Consider the following 21,663-nt stretch of genomic DNA (forward strand, 5'->3'; position numbering starts at 1 on the left):
CCCCATTCCCGCCTCCGCCACCACCCGCGTTGTGGCAGTTGCCACCGCCACCCTCACCCGCCACGGAGCCACGCCCCGAGGCCGTGCCGAAGCGGCCCATCCGCAGGCCCTCCCCTTTGTAGGCCCCCCCTGCCTCGGGAGGAATGTCCAGGTCGGCGCAGCCAAGGAGGTCCGCGTGATTGACGAAGAACCCGCCCCGGAAGCCCATTCCTTCCGCGCTGATGAGGCCCTGGTTCGTCACGCTGCCCGTGGCGAGGAAGGCCAGGATGCCGCCGCTGCGCCCATCCCATGGACGGGCCACGACCGAGGCACCCGCGGACACGAGGACGTCCGTGTACTCGGGCACGGAGACCACCTGCGCGCCCGGCGCGGTGTAGGCATGCACCAGGGGCTCGGAGAAGCGCAGCCCGGGCGGCGATTCCGATACCGCCTCCACGCGCGCCAGCTCCCAGTGGCCCATCCGCCGAAGAGACAGGGTGCCGCCATCGCTGGAGACCACGGCCTCCTCCGGCCCGCCGCTCTGGTGGAGGAGCGCCAGCGTGCCCGCGGTGAAGCCCGAAACGCGCTGCACCGGAACGTCGTGGGCTCCGACCGCCACGAGGTCCGTCAGCGGCGTGGCGGCATTGAGGACGCGCCCCACCGTCGAGACGGACAGCGCGCCATCACGGCCCGAGCCCAGACCGAAGGAATCCAGCTCCGCCAGCGCGGGGGACGCCGGGAGCAACACGAGCAGGCAGGACAGGACGAAGCGCATGCCCCCACATGCTGCCTCAGAAGCCGGGTCTACCGCGAGTGCAGGCCCCCTGAAGACTCACTCGCCCGAGGGGTTCATCAGCGCTCGGGCGTTGCGCGGTGCGAAGAAGGGCTGGCGCGCGAGCCTCGGCAGGACGCGCTTGTCCACGCACCAGAGCTGGAGCGCATCCTCCCACTCGCCCAGCTCGGCCACCGCACGCACGTCCGGCGCATCGCGGTAGAGGCTGTTGAGGTTGTGCACCAACGCGGACAGGTCCTCCACCTCCCAGCGCTCCGTCACGTCGCCAGCCATGACATGGAGCTCCAACACGGGGCGCTCGCGCACGTCCACCACCTTGAAGCGGCGGGCCGCGCCGCCCATGGCGGTGGTGAGCGGCCCCACCAGTTCGTCGGCGCGCACGCCGTACCCCACGGACAAGCCGCCTTCGAGCAGGCCCGCGTCACACAGGCGTAGCATGGACACATGGGGAGGCTCGCCACGCGGCAGCAGCGCCGCGGCGGCATCGCGGTCCTTGAGGAGCCGCTCCCGGGTGAGCACGTCGAGCAATGGGGCCATCTCGGCCCACAGCCTATCGCTCCTCGCCGCTCCAGTAGTCCACCTCCGCGGAGAGGGGCAGCGTGGTGAACAGGGTCCGAGCGGCCTTGTCGCCTCCGGGAGCACTGCCCGCGGAGATGACCACCTTCCCTGAGTCCGGGTACACCATGACGTCCGGCTCCACCATGGTGGAGAAGGCCAGGTAGCGCAGCGTCTCAGTCCCGTCGTTGAGGAGCTGGTGCGCGCCCCCGGGCCCCACCGGCAGCGCCACATAGTCTCCCGCCGTGACGGCGAGGGTGTCGTCCCCCAGCCGCAGCCGGCCCATGCCCGCGAGGATGAAATAGGCCTCTTCGTTGGCCAGGTGGTAGTGCCGCGGCCACGCGTGCTTACCGGGTGGCAGCTCCATCAAGCTGCACCCCAGCTTGCGGCCCTTGGCGGCGGCGCCCAGTTGCTTGCGGCGGTACTCCACCCGGGGACCTTGCGTGACTTCGGTCCAGGGAAGCTCGGGCTCGTGGACGACGTGAGGATGCGAGGACATGGACAGGTGCTCCTGTTCAGGGTCGCGTCGCGAGCAGCGCGAAGACGCGGTGGGGAATGTCGAGCGGGTCCGCCGGAAAGCTCCCGGCGAGCAGGTCCGCGAGCGCGGCGTCGAAGCGGCTCACCACGCTCGCAGACATGGACGCGCCCACCTTCGCGCTGGCGCGGATGCGGCCCCGCCACGCGCGGGGGCTGTACGGCACGGACACGTCGAAGGAGAACGAGGTGAGCTGGGTGAAGCCCGCCTCGGCGGCGTCGCGGAACCACGGAGGATAGACACCGGAAGACTGGCTCAAGGACACGAAGGGCGCGGGAGCGCCCGGGTTGAAGCGCTCGATGAGCCGCTCGGTGGCCTCCACCACGTTGCCGGGCAGCGGCAGCCAGTCGAAGTGGGCGATGACCAGACGGCCCCCGGGAACGAGCAGCCGCGCGGCCTCACGCGCTGCGGCGGGCCGGTCGAACCAGTGCCAGCACTGTCCCGCGACCACCAGCTCGAACGCTTGTGACGGCAGGCCCGTGTTCTCCGCGGGTGCCTGTCGGAAGTCGATGCCCAGCCCCATTTCAGAGGCGAGCCCACGGGCGGCATCCAGCATGTCCGCGGACACATCCAGCCCCGTCACCACGGCGCCGCGCTGGGCCAATCCCCGGGCCACCGTGCCCGTGCCCGTCCCCAGGTCGACGGCGCGGAGGCCCGGACGAAGGAGCCCCTCCTTATCGAGCCGTTCGAAGAAGGCCTCCGGAAAGCCCGCCCGGTGCCTCACGTAGTCCGATGACGTGCGTCCGAAGTCCACCTGCATGACAGGCTCCTCTCCTCGCGGGCACACGCGGGCCCCGACGACCTGGGGACGTATCGACACGTCATCCAGTCGAGTCGACAATGGCCTTCGCGGAGGTGCGCGAGACATGAGTAGGCCCAAGGGCGGACGCTCTCAATCTCGATTCGACCATCGACCTGAGGAGGAGCTCGTGACCGCGGCACAGGCCGCCGCGCTCCTGGGCGTGAAGCGAGCCACGCTCTACACCTACGTGAGCCGAGGCCTCGTGCGCTGCGTGCCGGAGCGAGGCACCAAGGAGAACCGCTATGTGCGCTCCGACCTGGAGCGCCTGAAAGCGCGGCACGACGCAAGAGCGGGACACGCGGCAGTCGCCTCGGGCGCCTTGCGCTGGGGCGAGCCCGTCATCGACTCGTCGGTGTCCCGCGTGGGCGCGGAGGGGCTCGCGTACCGAGGCCATTCGGCGGTGACGCTCGCGGTGGAGGGACGCGCGTTCGAGGACGTGGCGGAGCTGCTGTGGACAGGAGCGCTCCCCGAAGAAGCGTCGCGGTGGCCCTCACCCGAACCGGCGTTTCCACCGTCCGAGCTGGCGAAGCTGCTGCCCCGTGGGACACCGCCCGTGGCCGCGCTGTCTGCGTTGGTGCCGCTCCTAGGCGCAAGGGACTCGGCGCGCTTTGCCTCTCCGCCCGAGCAGGAGCGGGCCCGCGCCCGGAGGCTGCTGCGCCACCTGTCGGCCTGGGTCTGCGTGGCGAACGCGCCGGGGCGAGTGACGCATGCCTTGAACGAGCCCACGGTGGCGCAATCCCTGGCGCGCGCTTGGAACACCCGCGTGAAGCGCGCACCTGAGCTGCTCAACCGCGCGCTGGTGCTGTGCGCGGACCATGAGCTGAACGTGTCCACGTTCACCGCGCGCGTGGCGGCCTCCTCCGGCGCGGACCTGTACGCCTGTTTGAGCGCCGCGCTGGCCGCGCTCTCCGGTCCCAAGCACGGAGGGGCCTGCGACCGCGTGGAGGCGTTGCTCGTGGAAGTGGGCCGGCCGGAGCGCGCGGCGGAGGTCATCCGGGAGCGGCTGCGGCGAGGCGAGGCGGTCCCCGGCTTCGGTCATCAGCTCTATCCAGACGGAGACCCACGGACACCGCCGCTGGTGGAAGCCGCGCGGAGCGTCAGGCCCGAGACGCCCAATGTCCGCATCGCCAGCGCCGTGCTGGAAGCCATGCGCGCGGCGGGACATCCGCCCCCGTCCGTGGACTTCGGGCTGGTGATGCTCGCCGGAGCGCTGGGGCTTCCTTCAGGCGCGGGCGCCACGCTGTTCGCCGTCGGGCGTGCCGCGGGCTGGGTGGCCCATGTGCTGGAGCAGCGGGAACAGGGCCACCTGCTGCGCCCTCGGGCACGCTACGTGGAGCCGGCACACCCCGCCGGTGGCAGGGCGTCATGAACACGCTCCGCGCATCCGGACGCCTCACACACGTCACGTGAGCACTCAGCCCACTGTCGCATGCCACGCACCGGTCGAAGTCCGTCGTTGGAGGTCCGCGCTCGCGAGGCGAGACTCCCGCGCCGTGGACACTCGACGCGTATATCCCCGTTTCGCCATCACCTCCCTGCTCGGCAACGTCGCCTTCCTCGCCTCCTGGGGTGTGGTGCTGATGCGTCCCTCGGGCTGGCAGGTGGTCGGCCCGCTCCTGCTCCTCATGTTCCTCGTCCTGCGGGTCGGCGGCATGTGGTTCTTCGCCTCGAAGCACCCGCCAGAGGAACGCCCACGCATGCGGCGCACGGCGACCCTCACCACCGTGCTGGCGCTCATCGCCGTGGGCATCTGGGTCTACACCGTGCTGCAAGGCCCGCGCGGCTTCTGAGCCGCCAGGCCCTGAAACGGCTCGCGGGCGCCGCCTCCAGACTGAACCGTCCGGAAGCACAGCGCCCGCGATGACTGCCGTGTGCTGACCGCTACACGTTGAAGCGGAAGTGCATGCAGTCGCCGTCCTGGACGACGTACTCCTTGCCTTCCACGCGCAGCATGCCCTTCTCCTTCACGGCGGACTCGCTGCCCAGCTTCACCAGGTCCTCCCAGCGCATCACCTCGGCCTTGATGAAGCCGCGCTCGAAGTCGGAGTGGATGACGCCGGCCGCCTGCGGGGCCTTGTAGCCCTGGTGGATGGTCCACGCGCGGCACTCCTGCTCGCCCACGGTGAAGTACGTCCACAGGCCCAGCAGCTTGTAGCCAGCGCGCACCACCTTGTGCAGGCCCGGCTCGGACAGGCCCGCGCTCTCCAGGAAGCCCGGACGCTCCGACTCCGGGAGCTGCTGGATTTCGGACTCCAGCGCGGCGGCGAGCACCACCACCTCGAAGCCCTCCTTCGCGGCCATCTCCCGAACGGCCTTCACGTGGGGGTTCGCGTCCTCCTTGCCCAGCTCCGCCTCGCCGATGTTCGCCACGTACAGCACGGGCTTGTCGGTGAGCAGGAACAGGTCATGGATGACGGCGCTCTCCTCCTCGGTGAGCTTCTGGGCGCGCACGGTGATGCCGTTGTCCAGGTTCGCCTTGATGCGGTCCAGCAACGCCACCTCGGCCTTGGCTTCCTCGCCGGCCTTGCCGCCCACCTTCGTGTTCTTCAAGGAGCGCTCGCGGCGCTTCTCCACCGTCTCCAGGTCCTTGAGGCACAGCTCCGTGTCGACCACGTCCCGGTCCCGCACCGGATTCACCCCGCCCTCGACGTGGGTGACGTTGTCGTCCTCGAAGCAGCGCAGCACGTGGAGCACGGCGTTGACCTGGCGGATGTTGCCCAGGAACTGGTTGCCCAGGCCTTCGCCCTTGGACGCGCCGCGCACCAGGCCGGCGATGTCCACGAACTCCAGCGAGGTGGGCACCTTCTTCAGCGGCTTGATGAGCGCGGACAGCTTGTCCAGGCGGTCATCCGGCACGGGCACCACGCCCACGTTGGGCTCGATGGTGCAGAAGGGATAGTTGGCCGCCTGCGCGCCCGCGGCCGACAGCGCGTTGAACAGGGTGGACTTGCCGACGTTGGGCAGCCCGACGATTCCGATGGATAGACCCATGGTGATTCCCTGGAACACGCGCGCCGGGGGGCGCGCTTCCCCAAGAAGGGGATTAGGCAGTGCGGCGCACGGCGCCGGTGGCGCTGGTGCTGTTCAGCGGCAGGCCCTGGACGAACTGCTCGGCCAGCGCGCGCTGCTTGCTGTCGTCCATGCGCTCGCTGATGAGCTTGCCGGCGACTTCCATGGCCAGGTCGACCGCCATGGAGCGGACCTCGGCGATGGCCTTCGCCTTCTGCTCGTCAATCTCGCGACGCGCGCTCAGCTTGAGCTCCTCGGCCTCCTTGCGGCTCTTGGCCATGAGCTCCTCGCGGAACTTCTCCATCTCCTGCGTGTTGCGGCGCATCATCTCCGCGGCCTCGCGACGGGCCTCGGCGATGGCCGTCTTCTGGTCGGCCAGCAGCTTCTCCGCCTCGGCGCGCTCACGCTTGGCGCTCTCGATGGAGCTGGCGATCTGCTTCTCGCGCTCCTCGACCAGCGAAAGGATGGGGCCCCACGCCTTCCACTTCAGGACGACGGCGGCGATGACGAAGGTAACCAGGGTCCAGAAGATGAGGCCCGGCTGGACCTTCACGAGGTTACTGGCGGCGAGGACGGAGGGCAGGAACATGGCGGGATGTCCAGCGTGAGGGAGGGATGCTGCGAAGACTTCGGTTTCCGCGGCAGGAGCGGCCGGCGCCCGCGGTGGAATTCCCTACGGGCACCGGCGACCGTCCAGCGATGACTCGACCTGCGCTCGCCTTAAGCCTTGGTGGCGAGCAGGATGCAAACGACCAGCGCGAACAGCGTGGCGCCTTCGATGAGGGCCGCCGCGATGATCATCGTGGTGCGGATGTCGCCGCCCGCGGCCGGCTGACGGCCCGTGGCGTCCATGGCGGCGGCGGCCAGCTTACCAATGCCGAGCGCGGCACCGATGATGGAGAGACCGGCACCCAGACCGGCGGCGAGGAAGGCAAGAGCGAGGTTGGTCATGGTGACACTTGTTCTTTCGTAGCGTGGACCCGCTTGTGGGGGGGTCGTGATGTCCCTTGAGGACTACCTCCGGCGGCCTTTCGAACCGCCGGGTCTTCGACCGGGGCACCGGATTTCAGCGCCCCGCTAACTCGTCAGAGCGGCCTAGGCGTGGTGCGCCTTGCCGTGGTCGTGGCTGGGGCCCGTTTCCGGGTGGTCGTGGCCGTGGTCGTCATGGTGGTGACCCATGGCCACGCTCATACCGATGAACAGCGCAGACAGCATCGCGAAGACGTACGCCTGCACGAAGGCCACGAACAGCTCGAGCAGGAAGATGGCGAAGGCGAAGGGCACGCTCACCGCCGCCACCGCGGGGTGGCCGAGGAGGAAGATGAGGCCCAGGAGGAAGAAGTAGACGATGTGGCCCGCCAGCATGTTGGCGAACAGACGCATCGTGAGGGCGAAGGGCTTGGTGAACAGACCCAGCACCTCCACCGGAACCATGATGGGCCACAACCAGGGGGCCACGCCACCCGTCAGGTGCTTCAGGTAGCCGCCCAGACCCGCCGCGCGAATACCCGCCACCTGGGTGATGACGAAGGTGCACAGCGCCAGCGCCGCGGTGACAGCCAGGTTGCCGGTGGCGGTCGCCATCCAGGGAATCATGCCCAGCATGTTCATGAACAAGATGAAGAAGAACACGGTGAGCAGGAAGGGCACGTAGCGGGGGCCCTCCTCCTTGCCGATGTTCTTGATGGCCAGCTCGTCACGAACGAACAGCACCAGCATCTCGAGGATGTTGGCGCCCGCGCCGCGCGGCACCAGCTTCGTCTTGTCGCGGTTGCCCCAGATGAACAGGGTGGCCATCAGCAGCAGCGCGGCCAGCCACATCATCAGGGTGTGCTTCGTGATGGACAGGTCCAGGCAGCCTTCCATGAGGCCCGGAATCTCCTGACCGTGCTCCGTCATCCGGGGCGCGCACCCGTCGGCCTTCAGCGGCACGTGAATCTGGGGCAGGTCGGCCGCGTGGATGGGGTTGCTGAGCGGGACCTCGATCTCCAGGTAGGGCGAGTCCACGACGTGGTGGAGGATGTACCCCGGCACGTCGTCTTCAGACCCCGCGGCCCACGCCGTGGCAGCAAACAGACTGGCGAACAGCACCATTGCCTTGCGCATCACTCGTCTCCGCCCGCCGATTCCTTCGACGCGGCCATCACGTAGCTCACTTCAATCCACTGCAGTGCGAAGTAGACGCCGAAGAAGCCGGCGATGAACGGCACCGCCGCCATTCCCCGCGACACCACGCCCAACAGCCCCGCCAACACGCCCACGGCCCGAAGGCCAAAGATGATTCCGACCACCTTCAGCGCGGCGTTGAGGTCCTGCCGCACCGCCCGCCGTTTCAGCACCAGCGCCACCGCGCCCGTCACCGCCGCCAGCCCCACGCCCCACACCGCCGAAACCCGGTCCTCCACCACCTGCGGCATCAACGCCGCCAGCGCCAGGCCCACCACCGCCACGCCACCCGCCAGCGCCGCATGACTCTTGAACGAGTCCGTCCCGCTACCGCCGCCCCGCGCCGTCACTTCCGCTTCCCCAGCCGGGCCATCTCATGGAGGAACCCATAGAAACCCACGCAGATACCCACCAGGCTCAGCACCACCAGCAACCAGGGGCCCGTCCCCAACCACCCATCCAGCCAGTAGCCGCCCAGCACGCCCACCACCGCTCCGCCCACCAGCTTCCACACCGCCGCGATGTAGGGTTGCGCCGCCCTCATCTGCCGGGCCGTCTCCCCCAGCTCGCTGCCGTCCGAACCGCCCGGTTTCCGGGGCTCCTTCACTTCCATTCGGACGCCTCCCCAAACCCCGGGAAAACCTCGCTTTTCCAACCCCGCCGCCCCAACCCCTCTACGCGGGGCGCCGCTTAACACCGAACACGCGGCACACGCAACCGGTACCATGGGCAGCGGCCCCCCGGCCCCCAGTGGCGATTGCCGCTTCGGCAAGCTCAGCTACCGCCGATCTGCCCCGCATGGAATCGAGGGCCCTTCCCGTGGGCTCGCCAGGGCCCGGGCTCGCCTCTGGGTGAGGCGCTGGAGCCCGGCGGCCTGAGCAGGCGAATGGGAATGGGGGCGCCTGCCCCAAGGCCCAGGTGGCCGGCCTCCGGGCGCCGGCCGGCCCGCTCCTCGGCGTCCGGGCGCCTGCGTCGCCAGCTTGCACCCGACACGCGTCAACCCACCGCGACACCTCTGGAGGACTCCATGCCGAAGCCGCTCGTGCTCACGTCCCCCCGCTTCAAGGACGGCGACCTCATCCCCATTGCCTACACCGGCGAGGGCGAGGACATCTCGCCGCCGCTTCAATGGACGGACATGCCCGCCGGGACGAAGAGCCTGGCCCTCATCGTGGAGGACCCGGACGCGCCAGACCCGCGTAATCCCCAGATGACCTTCTCTCACTGGGTTGTCTACAACATCCCACCTTCGGCCCAGGACCTGCCGGAAGGCGCCACGCCGGACGTCCTCCCGGAGGGCGCTCGCCAGGGTCAGAACGACTTCCGCCGCCAGAACTACGGGGGCCCCATGCCGCCCGTGGGCATGCACCGGTACTACTTCCGCCTGTTCGCCCTGGACACGGTGCTGCCGGACCTGGGCCGCGCCACGCGCACACAGCTCCGGGAGGCCATGGAAGGCCACATCGTGGGGCAGGCGGAGCTCATCGGCCTGTACACCAAGGTCCACCACCGCGGCGCGGAGTCCCCCGGCGCCACTCCCGCCTGATTCGGCGCGGGCGACAGCAACCCTGAGGACACGGGCTCGGCTGCCCTGTGTGGCCGGGCCCGTTCTAAGTACAAGCCGCAGGGCTGGCGCCGGGATGTGGGCTGGTGGGCGAAGCGGCGGGTCAGCAATTTCGCACGGACTGGCAGCGATGGAAGAGTCAGGCCTGCCGTGAAAACCGCCGCCGAAATCGGGGCAACCTACGGCCCCTTCGATGCGATGTCCGTGGGTGTCTGCGTCGTCCGTGACGGCCGCTTCGTCTATGTGAACGAAGCGCTGGTGACGATGTCGGGCTACCCGCGCGAGGGCGTGCTGGGTGAGCCCGCCACGCTCCTCGTCTCGGCTGCGAGCGCGGCGGAGCTGGCGTCCCGCCATGCCCGTCGCAAGCGCGGCGAGCCCGTCCCCACCACGTACGAGACGATGCTACGCACCACCGAAGGGGAGCGGCGGGTGGAGCTGACCGTCATCCCCAGCGGCACGGAGTGGGTAGTGCTGGTGCGCGACGTGTCAGCGAGGGCCCGGCGCCGCAGCGTGCTCCAGCGGCTGGCCGAGCTGGGCGCGAGCCTGCCCTCCCTGCGCACCGAGGGCGAGGTGCTGCGCAGGATGTTCTCCAGCGTGGAGGAGCTGGGACTTGGCTGCGCGTGGCTTTCGCCAGACCGGCTGGGCGTCCGGCTGGGACAGACGTTCGTGCCGCCCGGCATGGTGCCCACGGAAGCCGCGGCACTGAGTGGCCGCTGGGTACGAGATGTGGTGGGCCAGTGGCCTCCCCTGCTGAAGCGCGCCTGGCGCGACGGCGCGGCCTATACAGACGAGTTGCCCCAGGAGGCTGAGTGCTTCCTCCGAGGCGCCCGGGGCGTGCTGGTTCGCCAGGGCATCCAGCGCGCCGGACAGACGCGCGCCATCGCGGTGCGCATCGACGTGGAGGGCCAGCCCCGGGCCATGCTCGCGCTGGTGGCGGACTGGCTGCGCGAGGAGGAGCTTCCACCCGTGCGGCTCTTCGGCGCGCAGGTGTCCGCGGCGCTGGACGCGGCGCTCACCATCTCCCGCCTGTCCGCGCAGAACACGGCGCTGGCGGCGCTCAACCGCCTGGCTTCGGTGACGGCCTCCGCGCCGCACCCACAGGCGCTGTTCGCTCCGGGGACCGACGAAATCGCCGGGCTCCTGGGTTGCGACGCGGTGGCGGTGCTCCTGCCAGCGGACGACGGCGAAGTGGAGCTCGCGTACTCGAGCGGCCTGGACACCGAAGGCTCGGAGGACTTCACGCGGCGCTGGCGAGCTGGAAACCTGTGCCTCCAGGCGCAACGCGAAGGCATCCCGCTGGAGCGCGAGGTGGAGTCCTGTTCGGACGACCTGAGCGAGGAACTGCGCCGGCAGGGCTTCCGCACCGTGGTGGTCGTCCCCCTGCGGGTGCGCTCGCGGGGCGTGGGCACCCTGTCCGCCCTCTTCCGGGAACGGCGGCCCCTGACGCCGCTCGAACGGGAGACGTTGCAGGCCATGGGCAGCCACTTCGCGGCGGCCATCGAATCCCACCGGCTGCTGCATGAGCTTCGTGGCCGCGCCGAGGACCTGGCGCTGCTGCACGAGGTGGCCAAGGCGCTGGCGGCCACCCTGGAACTGGACAAGCTCCTGCACATTGGCGCCACCAGCCTGGCGCGCATCGTGGACACGTCGGATGCATACGTGTTCCTGCCGGATGCCTCGGGAGAACGGCTCCAGCTTCGCGCGATGACGGGAGGCTCACCGGAGCTTCAAGGGCCCGCCCTGCCACTCCTCCCGGCCGATGCGTCACTCGCGTCGGTGGCGTTCCACACGCGCGAGGTGGTGATGGTGGAGGACGCCCGCTCCGACCTGCGCGTCAACGAGGAGGTGCGGCGCCTGCCCGGTGCTCGAGCATTCCTGGTGCTCCCCCTGGTGGTCCACGAGCGCCCCATGGGCGTGATGATGGCGGTGGAGACGCGGCGGCCACGGCGCTTCACGCTCGCGGAGGTGGAGCGAGCCAGTGCCATCGCCAACCAACTGGCGCTGGCCCGCGAGGGCGCGCGGCTGGTGGAGGACCTTCAAGCCAGCTACGTGGAGCTGGCCCGGACGCAGGCCCAGTTGGTGCGCCGCGAACGGCTGGCCGCGCTGGGCGAGTTGTCCGCCGTGGTCGCCCATGAAGTGCGCAATCCACTGGGTGCCATCTTCAACTCGGTGGCATCCATCCGCCGCATCGTCGGGCCGGACAGCGCGGCGGTGCCGCTGCTGGACATCGTCGGGGAGGAGTCGGACCGGCTCAACCGCATCGTCGCGGACCTGCTCACCTTCGCGCGGCCGCCTGCGCCGCATCCCTATGCCGTGCCGCTGTCCCCCCTGGTGGAGGACGCGGTACGAGGCGCGCTGGCGGAGGCCCCGGGTCAGGTGCGCGTGGAGCTGGACCTGGCGGACGATGTCCCCTCGGTGACGGTGGACGAGCGGATGATGCGCCAGGCCTTCCTCAACCTCGCCATCAACGCCGTGCAGGCCATGCCTCAGGGCGGCCTGCTGCGCGCGAGTGTCCGGCGCGCGACGGGGACTCCCGAGGTCGAAGTGCAGTTCGTGGACAGCGGGCCGGGCATCTCCCCCGACGTGCGGGCGCGCATCTTCGAGCCCTTCTTCACCACCAAGGCCAAGGGCACCGGATTGGGGCTGGCGGTGGTGAAGCGCATCGTCGAGTCGCACCAGGGCCGGGTCGCGCTGGAATCCCAGCCGGGCCAGGGCACCACCTTCCGGCTCTATCTCCCTCTGGACACCTCCGCCGCGGCGGTAAGCGAAGGCTGGTAACGCACTTGAAGCTCACGCGTCCGGGGCGCAAATCCCTTCGCGAGGAGCAGAAATGCACCGCCATGCCGCCGTCCTGGGAGTCCTTCTTTGTCTGAGCACCTTCACCGTCCAGGCCCAGGCGCCCACGGCTCCGGACGAGCCTCGGGTGCAGCTGAAGTTCGAGGGAGAGCTGGGCTTCCTGGACGTGCTGGCGCACAGCATCCGTCAGGGCAGCGACGGCACCCTGTTCCGCTACACGGACGACGGAGGGCAGGACAACCTCTACAACTTCATGCGGCTGTCGGCGGAGCTGACGTTGAAGGGCCGGCACTCGGTGGTGTTCCTCTACCAGCCGCTGGCCATTGACACGCAGGTGGTGCTCAAACGGGACGTGCGCATCGACGCGCTGGACTTCCCCGCGGGCACTCCGCTGGACGTGAGCTACAGCTTCCCCTTCTACCGGGCCAGCTATCTGTATGACCTGCTGTCCGGTCCGGACCGCGAGCTGTCCGTGGGCGTGTCGCTCCAACTGCGCAACGCGAACTATGTCTTCACCTCCGCGGACGGGACGCTGCGGCGGACCGCGCGGGACGTGGGGCCGGTGCCGCTGCTGAAGGTGCGCGGACGGTGGGGACTGGGCGGTGGCTGGTGGCTGGGCTTCGAGGCGGACGGCAGCTACGCGCCCACAGCCATCATCAACGGCGACAGTGACTCCAACACCACGGGCGCACTGCTGGACGCGTCCCTGCGCGGCGGCGTGCGAATCACCGACAAGGTGGATGCGTTCCTCAACCTGCGCTACCTCGGCGGCGGCGCGCGAGGCACATCGGATGACAACGAGGACGAGTTTGGCGACGGCTTCACCAGCAACTGGATTGATACCGCCACCATCAGCCTGGGCTTCAGCTACCGGCTGCCCTGGGGAAACTGACGCCCGCGGCTGGCTTCAGGCCAGCGCCCAAGCCAGCGCGAGCCCCAGGGCACACGCGCCCGCGCAGAGTCCCGCGACGAGCCAGGGACGACCACCGCGAAGCCATGTGCCGAAGTCCTCCTCGGCCTCTGGCACGGGCAGCGCATCATCCCCCGTGATGGCGCGCACCAACTCCTGACGACGGGCCTCCACCGCCGCGGCATCCACCGCTTGGGAGATGTCCACGCCGAAGCCCACCTGTGTCTCGCGGGTGGCTCGGCGCAACTGCGCGGCCTGGGGCGGCAAGGACGGGAGCGCCCTGGCGGGATTCACCTCCGTCACGGTGACATCCTCGGACGCGGTGGCACGGGCGCCCTGGCTTCGGCTGGTCTCCGCCCGTTCGAGCGCGACCATCAGCTTCGCCGCATCGACGGCTTCGGTGGCCGCCGCGTCTCCGCCCAGGCTGGCTCCGGAGTTCGCGGCCCCAGGGCCCACCGCGGACTTCGACGCCATGCCAGCGTCCGCCGCCATCCGGGCACGTTCGGGCTGAACGACCGTGGTCTCCTCGTCCGCATCGAGTGGCGCGCTTGCGACCGGGCCTCGCGATGGATGGACGACGGTGGCCTCCCCCTCCACATCGAGGTGTGCCCGTTCGCCGCCGGGAAGGCCCCGGCGCGCTCGCGAGGCTCCGCCCTCCACCACGGTCGTCTCGTCCTCCGTTCCGTACAGCGCGGTGACGCGAGGCGCATTGTCAGCGCGAGGCACCTCCGGCGCCCGTCCAGGAACCCCTCGCACCGTGACTTCAAGTTCATCCGCGTCATGCGCTGCCTTCGCTGGCGTGCCTCGCACGGAGGCATCAGGCGCGGCTGGGACATTCGCATCAGGCGGACGGGCCGACGGCGGCGCCTTCGAAGGCTCAGCGTCGCCACGCTCGGCCGGGACGTAGTCCTCGGGCGCGTCGATGCCTTCGTGCTCGAACGCGAGCGCGGTGGGCGGAGCGAGCACGGTGGCCAACGCGGGCTCGGTGAGTGCGCGGGAACGCGGCTCCCGCAGCAGCTCGCGGAGCACGAGTTCCTCCGCCTTCTTCTCGCGGGGGAACGCGGCCGCGATGAGGCGCGCGACATCCGCATCCCCCACGTTGGGCGCCAGCTTCGCCTTCATCCGCGCCAGCTCCGCGCCCATGGCGGCCGCGTCCGGGAAGCGATTGTCGGGCTCGGAGGCCAGCGCGCGCATCAGGAACGCATCCACGCTGGTAGGCACGCCCTGCCGGACGCTCCCCGCTGGTTCCCACTGGGGGTAGGCCGCGCGCCGCCACCGCTCCACCGGGTCGCCCCGCTGCGCCAGGGGCTTCCATGCGAACAACTCCCACAGCAGCGCGCCCACCGCGTACACGTCCGCGCGCCGGTCCACGAAGCGCTTCCGCGCCTGCTCCGGTGCCATGTACGTCAGGTTGCCAATCACCACCCGGGGCGCCGTCTGCTGCTCCTTCAGCGTGGACTGCGCCGCGCCGAAGTCGATGATTTTCACCTCGCCCGCGTAGCTGATGCAGACGTTCGCGGGAGACAAATCCCGGTGGACCAGGTGCAGCGGATTGCCGAACTCATCCGTCGCGTCGTGCGCGTAGGCCAGGCCCTCACAGAGCCGCTGCCCCAGGTGGAGCATGATGCCCAGCGGCAACGTCCGCCCGAGCTGCCGCAGCCGGTACGTCAGCCGGCTGAGCGTCTTGCCCTGCACGTACTCCATGGACAGGTAGAGCTGCCCTTCCACCTCGCCCATGGCGTACACGCGCGCGATGTTCGGATGGTGCAGCCGCACCACGACGCGGGCTTCATCCCGGAAGCGTCCGGCGAACTGCGGGCTCGCCATGAGCTGCGGGAGGACCTTCTTCACCACACAGGCACGACGAGGCGCCTCCTCACGCGCGAGGAACACCTCTCCCATCCCCCCGGCGCCGATGCGGCGCACGAGGGTATAGGGACCGAAGCGAACGGGCCCCTCGAGGGGCGCGGGCTCAACCGGTCTTGCCAAGCGAACGGAAGGCCTTTCTCGCCGCCGCGAGGACGTGCGCGACTTCCGGCTCGCCAATGGCCAGCGACACGAACGCCGCCTCGAACTGGCTGGGCGGCAGGTAGACGCCTTCGTTCAGCATGGCGTGGAAGAACTTCCCGAAGCGCGCCGTGTCCGCCTTCTTCGCGCTGGTGTAGTCGTAGACGGGCTCACCGGTGAAGAACACCGTGAGCATGCTGCCCACGCGGTTGACGGTGACGGGCACGTCCGCGGCCTTCGCCTCGGCGAGCAGGCCGACCTCCAACATGCGGCTGACCTCCTCCAGCCGCGCGTAGGTGCCGGGGGCCGCCAGGGCCTTGAGGCACGCCAGGCCCGCCGCCACCGCCACCGGGTTCCCCGACAGCGTGCCGGACTGGTACACCGGGCCCGCGGGAGCCACCTTCTCCATGATGTCGCGGCGGCCACCATACGCGCCCATCGGCATGCCCCCGCCAATCACCTTGGCCATGGTGGTGAGGTCCGGCTTGAGGCCGTACAGCTCCTGCGCGCCGCCTCGCGACAGCCGGAAGCCCGTCATGACCTCGTCCAGCACCAGCAGCACGCCGTGCTTCTGGCAGAGCGCCTGCAACCCTTCGAGGTAGCCCGGCTTGGGCACCAGCACGCCCATGTTGCCCACCACCGGCTCGATGATGGCGCAGGCGATGTCATGGCCATTCTCCGCGAAGATGCGCTCCACGGCGGCCAGGTCGTTGAAGGGCGCGGTGAGCGTGAGCTTCGCCAGCGCCGACGGCACGCCCGGAGAGTCCGGCAGGCCCAGCGTCTCCACGCCACTGCCCGCCTTCACCAGGAACGGGTCACCCGCGCCGTGGAAGCAGCCTTCGAACTTGAGGATGTGCTCGCGGCCGGTGAAGCCCCGCGCGACGCGGATGGCCGCCACCGTGGCCTCGGTGCCACTGGAGACCAGGCGCACCATCTCCACCGCGGGCATGGTGGCGCAGATGAGCTCCGCGAACTCCACCTCGTCCGCATGCGGCGCGCCATACGACGAGCCCCGGCGCGCGGCGTCGATGATGGCGTCCAAGATGGGCGGATACGCGTGGCCCAGGATGAGCGGTCCCCAGCTCCCCACGAGGTCGACGTAGCGGTTGCCGTCCACATCCGTGAGCCAGGCACCTGAGCCTTCACGGAAGAAGACAGGGTCGCCGCCAACGCCTCGGAAGGCGCGCACCGGGGAATTCACTCCGCCGGGGATGCGAGCCTGCGCGCGAGCGAAGAGAGCCTGACTGTGAGCGTGGTTCATGGCTCGTTCCATAACATGCGGCACGAGGCAGTCTGTGTCCCCACACGCCCGCTCCCATGCCCCCCGCTTCTTCGTGCCGTCGTCGACACATTATGGACAGTCTCAGGCAGTGCGGAAGAAACCGCCTTTCTTGTAAATCTGACTAAATTGGATGGTTTCAGCGACGCATCGTCCAGGGTTCGACACGCGCCATGCCCGCCGCCCCTCCCTTCAGCCAGGCCCTTCGCACACGAGTCCGAGCCTGGGCCCGCGCGCTCTGGCCGTTCCTCATGTGTGGCGTCCCTCCCGCGATGGCCGCCAAGCCGCCCCTCCAACGTCTTCCACGCCTCACCTGCCGCGCGGGCTATTTGGACTTCGAACAACGTCACGGGCTGCCGACGGTGCGAGCCGCCATCCAGCAGGCCCTGGCGCAGAACTACGCCGCCGCCCTCACCTTCCTCACCGAACGGATTCCGGAAGTCCTGGGTGAAGACGCCCAGGCCGCGCTTCAGGTGCTCGACTGGGCTGACACCGCACCGGCGCCCGAAGCCTCCGTGCTGCTGACGGGCCTGCGTGAAGCCTCCGCGGTGAGGGATGCACGGGTGGCCGAGCGGCTCCTCACGATGGCGGAACAGCACGCATCCATCGACCACCGCGCACAGGCGCTTCAGACACTGGAGACACAGGCGCGCTTCGGCGCCCCTGCGCAGGACCGGCTGATGGCGTTGGCCAGGAGCAGCACGGCCCCTCAGGGCGTGTCCCTGCTCGCGGTGAGAACCCTGGGCAGGGTGATGAAGAACGACTTCCAGGCAGGAGGCTCGGAGGAGCCCTACCTCACTCGACTCCTGACACTGGCGCGGGAGTCCGAGGACCATCACGTCCGCGCCCTGGCGGTGGAGCTGGCCGCATCCTTGTCCGTGCGACTGGAGGCGCGGGCCGTGGAGCAATTGGCCTGGGTGCTCGAGAATGACTCAGACGCCAACGTCCGGGAGCTTGCGGCCCTGGCGTTGTCCGATGGCCGCGACACGCGCGCGGTGCTGAATCACTTCAGCGCCGCGTTTCCTGGAGAGCAGCGCCTGTGCGTGCGCTGGGCGCTCCTGCGATACACGCTCCGGGCCGGTGGCGCCGAGGCCCTTCCCCAAGTGCGGGACTACTCGAAGCAGGACCGCCGATTCGCTCGAGACGTCGCCGACTTCCAGGCGCTCTACGACGCGGGACACGTGGACTTCGACCGGCTGTGGCTGAACAAGCGCGTGTATCACCAATGCCCTGAGGACGTGGAGGCCCTGACGCCATGAGGAATCCGCGTGGAAGGTTCGGCTGGGTCCTCCTCGCCGGGGCGTTGGGCGCAGCCGTGGTGGGCACACGCCTCTGGCGTGCTCCAGAAAGGAACACCGCCCCTGTCCTCGATGCCTCGACGCCGCCGGCCGCTGACGCCGGACATCCGACGCTCCCGCCTCTACCCGCCCATGCACAGCCGCTGAAGGAAGTGCCGTGCGAGTTCACCGCGCTCCTCGCGGAGTATCGCCAGGGCCACGCCTCACCGGCGTACCGGCGTTACGTGCGAGAACAACTCCGCGGGCTCGTGGAGTCCCTGTCCGAGGACGTGCATTGGCAGCACCTCAGCGAGGAGCAGGACGCTGACGTGCTGGCCTTGCTCTCCGACACCTGGGTGCTGCGCTACGCGCTGGAGGGCCAGGCCCGCATCCTGGAGCGGCTGGTGGACCGCGTAAGTGAGACACCCGACGCGCGCCTGCGTGCCGTGTTGATTCGTTCACTGCAACAGACGGGAGAGCCCTCCACCCAACTGTTGGGCATCCACGTCCTCAAGGGCCGAGACATCTACCGTGACTGGGTGACGGACGCAGCGCCCGAGGTCCGCGCGGCCGTGGTGGAGAACTTTCGGGAGGAAGCCGCTCGCAACGCCGGCCGCTACCGCGTGGTGGCGGAGCGTGCGGTGTCGCTGGCCTCCGTCGCGGAAGACCCGGCCACGGCAGCGGGACTCCTGGGCGCGTCTTCCATCGAAGCGGTGAGAGGACCGTCCGTGGCGCAGGTCCGCACGTTGCTCCAGTCAGCGCAGTCCCCCGTCGTGCGTGCCGCGGCTGCACGGGCCCTGGCGACCTCGCCCGTGGCAGAGCTCTCCGCGAGCCTCGATGCACTCGCCGCCCGCTACAGCGCCGAACCTGAGGCGAGCGTACGCGAGGCGCTGCTGGAATCCATCTCCCGGCTGGGCCTGAGCCGCGCCGTGCCCGTCCTCAAGCGGCTCCGTGACACGAACGCCGCGGCTCGAGACGAAGTGAATCCCTGGATTGCACTGCTCGCGGAGCATCCCCAGCGGTGGGAAATGCTCGATACCGCACGGCGACACTCTCGCCGATGAACGGGGGCATTTTGACCTGCACCCTGCTTCGGGACGCGTTAGCTACGCCGGCCACGGCCCGCGGGCCAACCACTCACCGAGGGAGCGACAGGCAATGCCCCAGACGAAGCTCGAAGCACGCAAGGCACTCGGAACCACCGGCCTTCAGGTATCCCCCCTATGCCTGGGAGGGAACGTCTTCGGTTGGACGGCCGACGAGGCGACCTCGTTCGCGGTGCTCGATGCCTTCGTCGACAACGGCGGCAACTTCATCGACACGGCGGACGTCTATTCGAGCTGGGTCCCCGGCAACCGCGGCGGCGAGTCGGAGACGCTCATTGGCAAGTGGATGAAGTCGCGCGGTGCTCGGGAGCGCGTCGTCATCGCCACCAAGGTGGGCTCGCAGACGGAGCTGGGGAAGGGCCTGGGCCGCGAGCACATCCAGCGCAGCGTGGAGGCCTCGCTGCGCCGGTTGCAGGTGGACGTCATCGACCTCTACTACGCGCACTACGAGGACCTGGACACGCCAGTGGAGGAAACGATGGCGGCCTTCGACGCGCTGGTGCGCGACGGCAAGGTCCGCGCACTGGGCACCAGCAACCACTCCCCGCAGCGGCTCACCGAGTCGCTGGAGGTGTCCCGCCGCAACAACCTCGCCCGGTACGCAGTGCTGCAACCGCACTACAACCTCGTCGAGCGCAAGAACTTCGAGTCTTCGCTCCGGGGCATCTGCGAACGGGAAGGGCTCGTGGTGGCGCCCTACTTCGCGTTGGCCTCGGGCTTCCTGACGGGCAAGTACCGCAAGGACCAGCCACCTCCGAAGTCGGCCCGCGCCGAAGGCGTGCTGAAGCAGTATGGAAACGCGCGCGGCTGGGCGGTGATTGATGCCCTCGACGCCGTGACGCGCCGGCATCCGGGAGCGAACTTCGCCCAGGTCGCGCTCGCGTGGCTCGCGGCTCAGCCCACCATCGTGGCGCCCATCTCGAGCGCGACGTCCGCCAGCCAGACGCAAGAACTGCTGGGGGCGTTCACGTTGCAACTGACGGAGGAGGACCTCCGCGCCCTGGACGTTGCGTCGTCCCGCGAGGCCTGAGAAGGCTCGAAGCCCATGAGCACGTTCACCGACTTCAAGACGGCCGACCTCTGTGATGCCCACGCGGGCACACCGCGGTTCCAGATTGCCGAGCCCGGGTTCCAGGACTACGGCGGCGTCCGGACCTTCGCGGGTCCCATCAGCACGGTGCGGGCGCCCGAGGACAACTCCCTCGTGCGCAAGGCCTTGGAGGAGCCCGGCCAGGGCCGGGTGCTGGTGGTGGACGGCGGAGGCAGCCGCCGCTGCGCGCTCGTGGGAGACCAGCTCGCGTTGCTCGCCCAGCAGAATGGCTGGGCGGGCGTGGTGGTGAATGGCTGCATCCGAGACGCCGAGGACGTGGGCCGCATGCGCATCGGCGTCAAGGCGCTGGGCACCCACCCGCTCAAGAGCCTCAAGCGCAACGAGGGACAACGTGACGTGGAGGTCCGCTTCGCCGGAGTCACCTTCCGCCCCGGCCACTACGTCTACGCGGACCTGGACGGCATCGTCACCTCCGAGTCGCCCCTGGGCTGACGCCAGGGGCCTCGGGCGGAAGTGCTGACACTACCCGCGTCGCCACCACTTCCGCCGCGCGGCCCTCACGTCGGACCAGTCCACCAGGCAGTCGTGCACGTTCTCCTGGCCGCGCTGGGCGTCGGGCATGTCCCCTGACTCCACGCGCGAAATCAGCTCCGGCAGCCGCTCGTAGAACGTGGGCGAGCGGTACTGGGGATGCAATGTCCACAGGCCCGGCGCCGCGCCCAGGAAGTCCAGCCGCCACAAGCCGCGACGCTTGAGCCTCCGGGTGACCAGATTCTCCGGCTCGCGGTACGGCGGATTGCCCGCGCGCAAGGCACGCAGCACGTGAATGGGTGGCGCCAGCTTCGCCTGCAGCGGGCCTACCCGGCGCACCAGTGCATCGCGGTCCACGAAGAAGGCCCGGCTGCTGAAGCGCCGGAAACGGAACGCGTGGGAGCCCTGTGCATCGGGCTCGTACCAGCGACTGTCTCCCGCAATCGTCCCGTCCGCGCGCGGCGGGCCCGACAAGGGACTGCAGCTCACCAACTCCTCGCGTGACGCGAGCTGCGCGGCCGCCTCCGCCATCCAGGCGCGCGACGCTCCGCCGATGAGCATGTCCGCATCCAGGTGCATCACCTGCGGGTGCTTCGCCGCCGCGAGCCCGAAGAAGTAGGAATGGAAGGGCCCACCGCGCGAGTCCTTCATGGGCAGCCGGGAGCCTCCGAAGAACTGCTCGGAGAGTGCCTTCGTGACGGCGGGGGAATAGTCCACCTCCACCAGCCGGATGCGCGGATCCGCCGAGGACAGCTCCGACAGCAGCGCGTCCATCTTCGGCTTTCGCTCCAGCCACGCACCCGCGAAGCGGCTGCCCTGGCTGCGGTGCAGGTCCAGCACGAGCAGCACCTCCTGCACGGAGGGCCCGAGCTGGCGCAACTGATGCGGAAGGATGAGGCGCGCGTGCGGATAGTCCGTGGGCGCGAGGTTGATTTGCAGGGTGACCGGGCTCACGGAGTGTCCAGCAAGAGGGTGGTCGCGTCATCCATGACGGAGTGGCCCTCACTTGCCATACCCACGGTGCACCAGACAACTGAAGGAGGAGTGGTCCTGGCAGGAGTCGAACCTGCGGCCGGTCGGTGCGCAAACCCAGCAGAGTCGCGCCCTTACCTCGCATCCGCTCGGAGAACCTCGGATTCGACTCCCGTTCAGGCCCCCGACGTCCCGCCATGTTCCAGCGCGTTCCGCAGGGTCATGCGACATACGTGCAACATGGAGGGGGGCTGATGGGGACGTTCTTCAGCCCGCGTAGAGAGGGACCGAGTTGCGATGGCTCGGCCCCTCTTGTTCCTGCGGTTGGGGC

Annotated in this window: 21 protein-coding genes and 1 pseudogene; 9 read left to right on the plus strand and 13 right to left on the minus strand. The window is 69.5% G+C overall.

Annotated features, from left to right (window positions below; translation table 11 throughout):
• From FL344_RS10790 to FL344_RS10805, 4 genes and pseudogenes are all read right to left on the minus strand, one after another.
• Positions 1-754: pseudogene (locus FL344_RS10790) on the minus strand (hypothetical protein); the annotation flags it as partial.
• 57 nt (positions 755-811) lie between these two features.
• Complete coding sequence (locus tag FL344_RS10795) at positions 812-1,309, minus strand: hypothetical protein (protein WP_141593547.1); 498 nt, start codon at positions 1,307-1,309, stop codon at positions 812-814.
• Between the two features lie 13 nt (positions 1,310-1,322).
• Positions 1,323-1,826 carry a cupin domain-containing protein gene (locus FL344_RS10800; protein ID WP_141618456.1) on the minus strand — a complete coding sequence of 168 codons (504 nt, stop codon included), beginning with the start codon at positions 1,824-1,826 and terminating at the stop codon, positions 1,323-1,325.
• 16 nt (positions 1,827-1,842) lie between these two features.
• Entirely contained in the window at positions 1,843-2,622 is a 780-nt protein-coding gene (locus FL344_RS10805; RefSeq protein ID WP_194863069.1) for a class I SAM-dependent methyltransferase, read from the minus strand.
• A gap of 106 nt (positions 2,623-2,728) precedes the next feature.
• On the opposite strand from FL344_RS10805, the gene FL344_RS10810 reads away from it, so the two are divergent.
• Complete coding sequence (locus FL344_RS10810; protein ID WP_141618457.1) at positions 2,729-4,033, plus strand: citrate synthase family protein; 1,305 nt, start codon at positions 2,729-2,731, stop codon at positions 4,031-4,033.
• A gap of 124 nt (positions 4,034-4,157) precedes the next feature.
• Entirely contained in the window at positions 4,158-4,454 is a 297-nt protein-coding gene (locus tag FL344_RS10815) for a hypothetical protein (RefSeq protein WP_194863070.1), read from the plus strand.
• A gap of 91 nt (positions 4,455-4,545) precedes the next feature.
• Here the strand turns inward: FL344_RS10815 and ychF are convergent, their stop codons facing one another.
• The 6 genes from ychF to FL344_RS10845 all read right to left on the minus strand — a co-directional run bounded on the left by ychF (position 4,546) and on the right by FL344_RS10845 (position 8,452).
• Positions 4,546-5,655: a redox-regulated ATPase YchF gene (ychF, locus tag FL344_RS10820; RefSeq protein WP_141593543.1), complete on the minus strand. Its 1,110-nt coding sequence runs from the start codon at positions 5,653-5,655 to the stop codon at positions 4,546-4,548.
• Between the two features lie 52 nt (positions 5,656-5,707).
• Positions 5,708-6,262 (minus strand): F0F1 ATP synthase subunit B, encoded by a 555-nt coding sequence (atpF, locus tag FL344_RS10825; RefSeq protein ID WP_020478431.1) that lies wholly within the window; start codon positions 6,260-6,262, stop codon positions 5,708-5,710.
• A 131-nt stretch (positions 6,263-6,393) separates the two neighbouring features.
• Entirely contained in the window at positions 6,394-6,624 is a 231-nt protein-coding gene (locus tag FL344_RS10830) for an ATP synthase F0 subunit C (protein WP_002636238.1), read from the minus strand.
• Positions 6,625-6,768: 144 nt separating this feature from the next.
• Positions 6,769-7,779 carry a F0F1 ATP synthase subunit A gene (atpB, locus tag FL344_RS10835; RefSeq protein WP_141593542.1) on the minus strand — a complete coding sequence of 337 codons (1,011 nt, stop codon included), beginning with the start codon at positions 7,777-7,779 and terminating at the stop codon, positions 6,769-6,771.
• On the minus strand, positions 7,779-8,189 hold the full coding sequence (locus tag FL344_RS10840) for a hypothetical protein (RefSeq protein ID WP_011550536.1): 411 nt from the start codon (positions 8,187-8,189) through the stop codon (positions 7,779-7,781). Before FL344_RS10840 ends, atpB begins: the two co-directional genes overlap by 1 nt.
• Entirely contained in the window at positions 8,186-8,452 is a 267-nt protein-coding gene (locus FL344_RS10845; protein ID WP_141593541.1) for an AtpZ/AtpI family protein, read from the minus strand. Before FL344_RS10845 ends, FL344_RS10840 begins: the two co-directional genes overlap by 4 nt.
• Before the next feature lie 414 nt (positions 8,453-8,866).
• On the opposite strand from FL344_RS10845, the gene FL344_RS10850 reads away from it, so the two are divergent.
• The 3 genes from FL344_RS10850 to FL344_RS10860 all read left to right on the plus strand — a co-directional run bounded on the left by FL344_RS10850 (position 8,867) and on the right by FL344_RS10860 (position 13,091).
• A complete protein-coding gene (locus FL344_RS10850; RefSeq protein WP_141618459.1) occupies positions 8,867-9,385 on the plus strand; it encodes a YbhB/YbcL family Raf kinase inhibitor-like protein in 519 nt (172 codons plus the stop codon).
• 168 nt (positions 9,386-9,553) lie between these two features.
• Positions 9,554-12,181 (plus strand): ATP-binding protein, encoded by a 2,628-nt coding sequence (locus FL344_RS10855; RefSeq protein ID WP_141618460.1) that lies wholly within the window; start codon positions 9,554-9,556, stop codon positions 12,179-12,181.
• A 52-nt stretch (positions 12,182-12,233) separates the two neighbouring features.
• Positions 12,234-13,091 (plus strand): hypothetical protein, encoded by an 858-nt coding sequence (locus FL344_RS10860; RefSeq protein WP_141618461.1) that lies wholly within the window; start codon positions 12,234-12,236, stop codon positions 13,089-13,091.
• 15 nt (positions 13,092-13,106) lie between these two features.
• Here the strand turns inward: FL344_RS10860 and FL344_RS10865 are convergent, their stop codons facing one another.
• Together FL344_RS10865 and hemL are read right to left on the minus strand one after the other, a co-directional pair.
• The gene (locus FL344_RS10865) at positions 13,107-15,035 is read right to left on the minus strand and encodes a serine/threonine-protein kinase (protein WP_228564941.1); all 1,929 of its coding nucleotides are present in this window, start codon (positions 15,033-15,035) and stop codon (positions 13,107-13,109) included.
• A 46-nt stretch (positions 15,036-15,081) separates the two neighbouring features.
• Entirely contained in the window at positions 15,082-16,377 is a 1,296-nt protein-coding gene (gene hemL / locus FL344_RS10870) for a glutamate-1-semialdehyde 2,1-aminomutase (RefSeq protein ID WP_141618463.1), read from the minus strand.
• 290 nt (positions 16,378-16,667) lie between these two features.
• Here hemL and FL344_RS10875 point away from each other — a divergent pair, with 290 nt between their 5' ends.
• The 4 genes from FL344_RS10875 (at position 16,668) to rraA (ending at position 20,321) form a co-directional block, all read left to right on the plus strand.
• Positions 16,668-17,654 carry a hypothetical protein gene (locus tag FL344_RS10875; RefSeq protein ID WP_228564942.1) on the plus strand — a complete coding sequence of 329 codons (987 nt, stop codon included), beginning with the start codon at positions 16,668-16,670 and terminating at the stop codon, positions 17,652-17,654.
• On the plus strand, positions 17,651-18,736 hold the full coding sequence (locus tag FL344_RS10880; protein ID WP_228564943.1) for a HEAT repeat domain-containing protein: 1,086 nt from the start codon (positions 17,651-17,653) through the stop codon (positions 18,734-18,736). Before FL344_RS10875 ends, FL344_RS10880 begins: the two co-directional genes overlap by 4 nt.
• A 94-nt stretch (positions 18,737-18,830) precedes the next feature.
• Positions 18,831-19,808, plus strand: a complete 978-nt coding sequence (locus FL344_RS10885) for an aldo/keto reductase (protein ID WP_141618465.1) — start codon at positions 18,831-18,833, stop codon at positions 19,806-19,808.
• A 15-nt stretch (positions 19,809-19,823) separates the two neighbouring features.
• A complete protein-coding gene (gene rraA, locus FL344_RS10890; RefSeq protein WP_011550525.1) occupies positions 19,824-20,321 on the plus strand; it encodes a ribonuclease E activity regulator RraA in 498 nt (165 codons plus the stop codon).
• 30 nt (positions 20,322-20,351) lie between these two features.
• On the opposite strand, the gene FL344_RS10895 is transcribed toward rraA, so the two are convergent.
• Positions 20,352-21,314 (minus strand): hypothetical protein, encoded by a 963-nt coding sequence (locus FL344_RS10895; RefSeq protein ID WP_141618466.1) that lies wholly within the window; start codon positions 21,312-21,314, stop codon positions 20,352-20,354.
• Between the last annotated feature and the right edge of the window lie 349 nt (positions 21,315-21,663).

The organism is Myxococcus sp. AB036A (assembly GCF_006547355.1).
GTDB classification, from domain to species: Bacteria; Myxococcota; Myxococcia; order Myxococcales; family Myxococcaceae; genus Myxococcus; species Myxococcus virescens.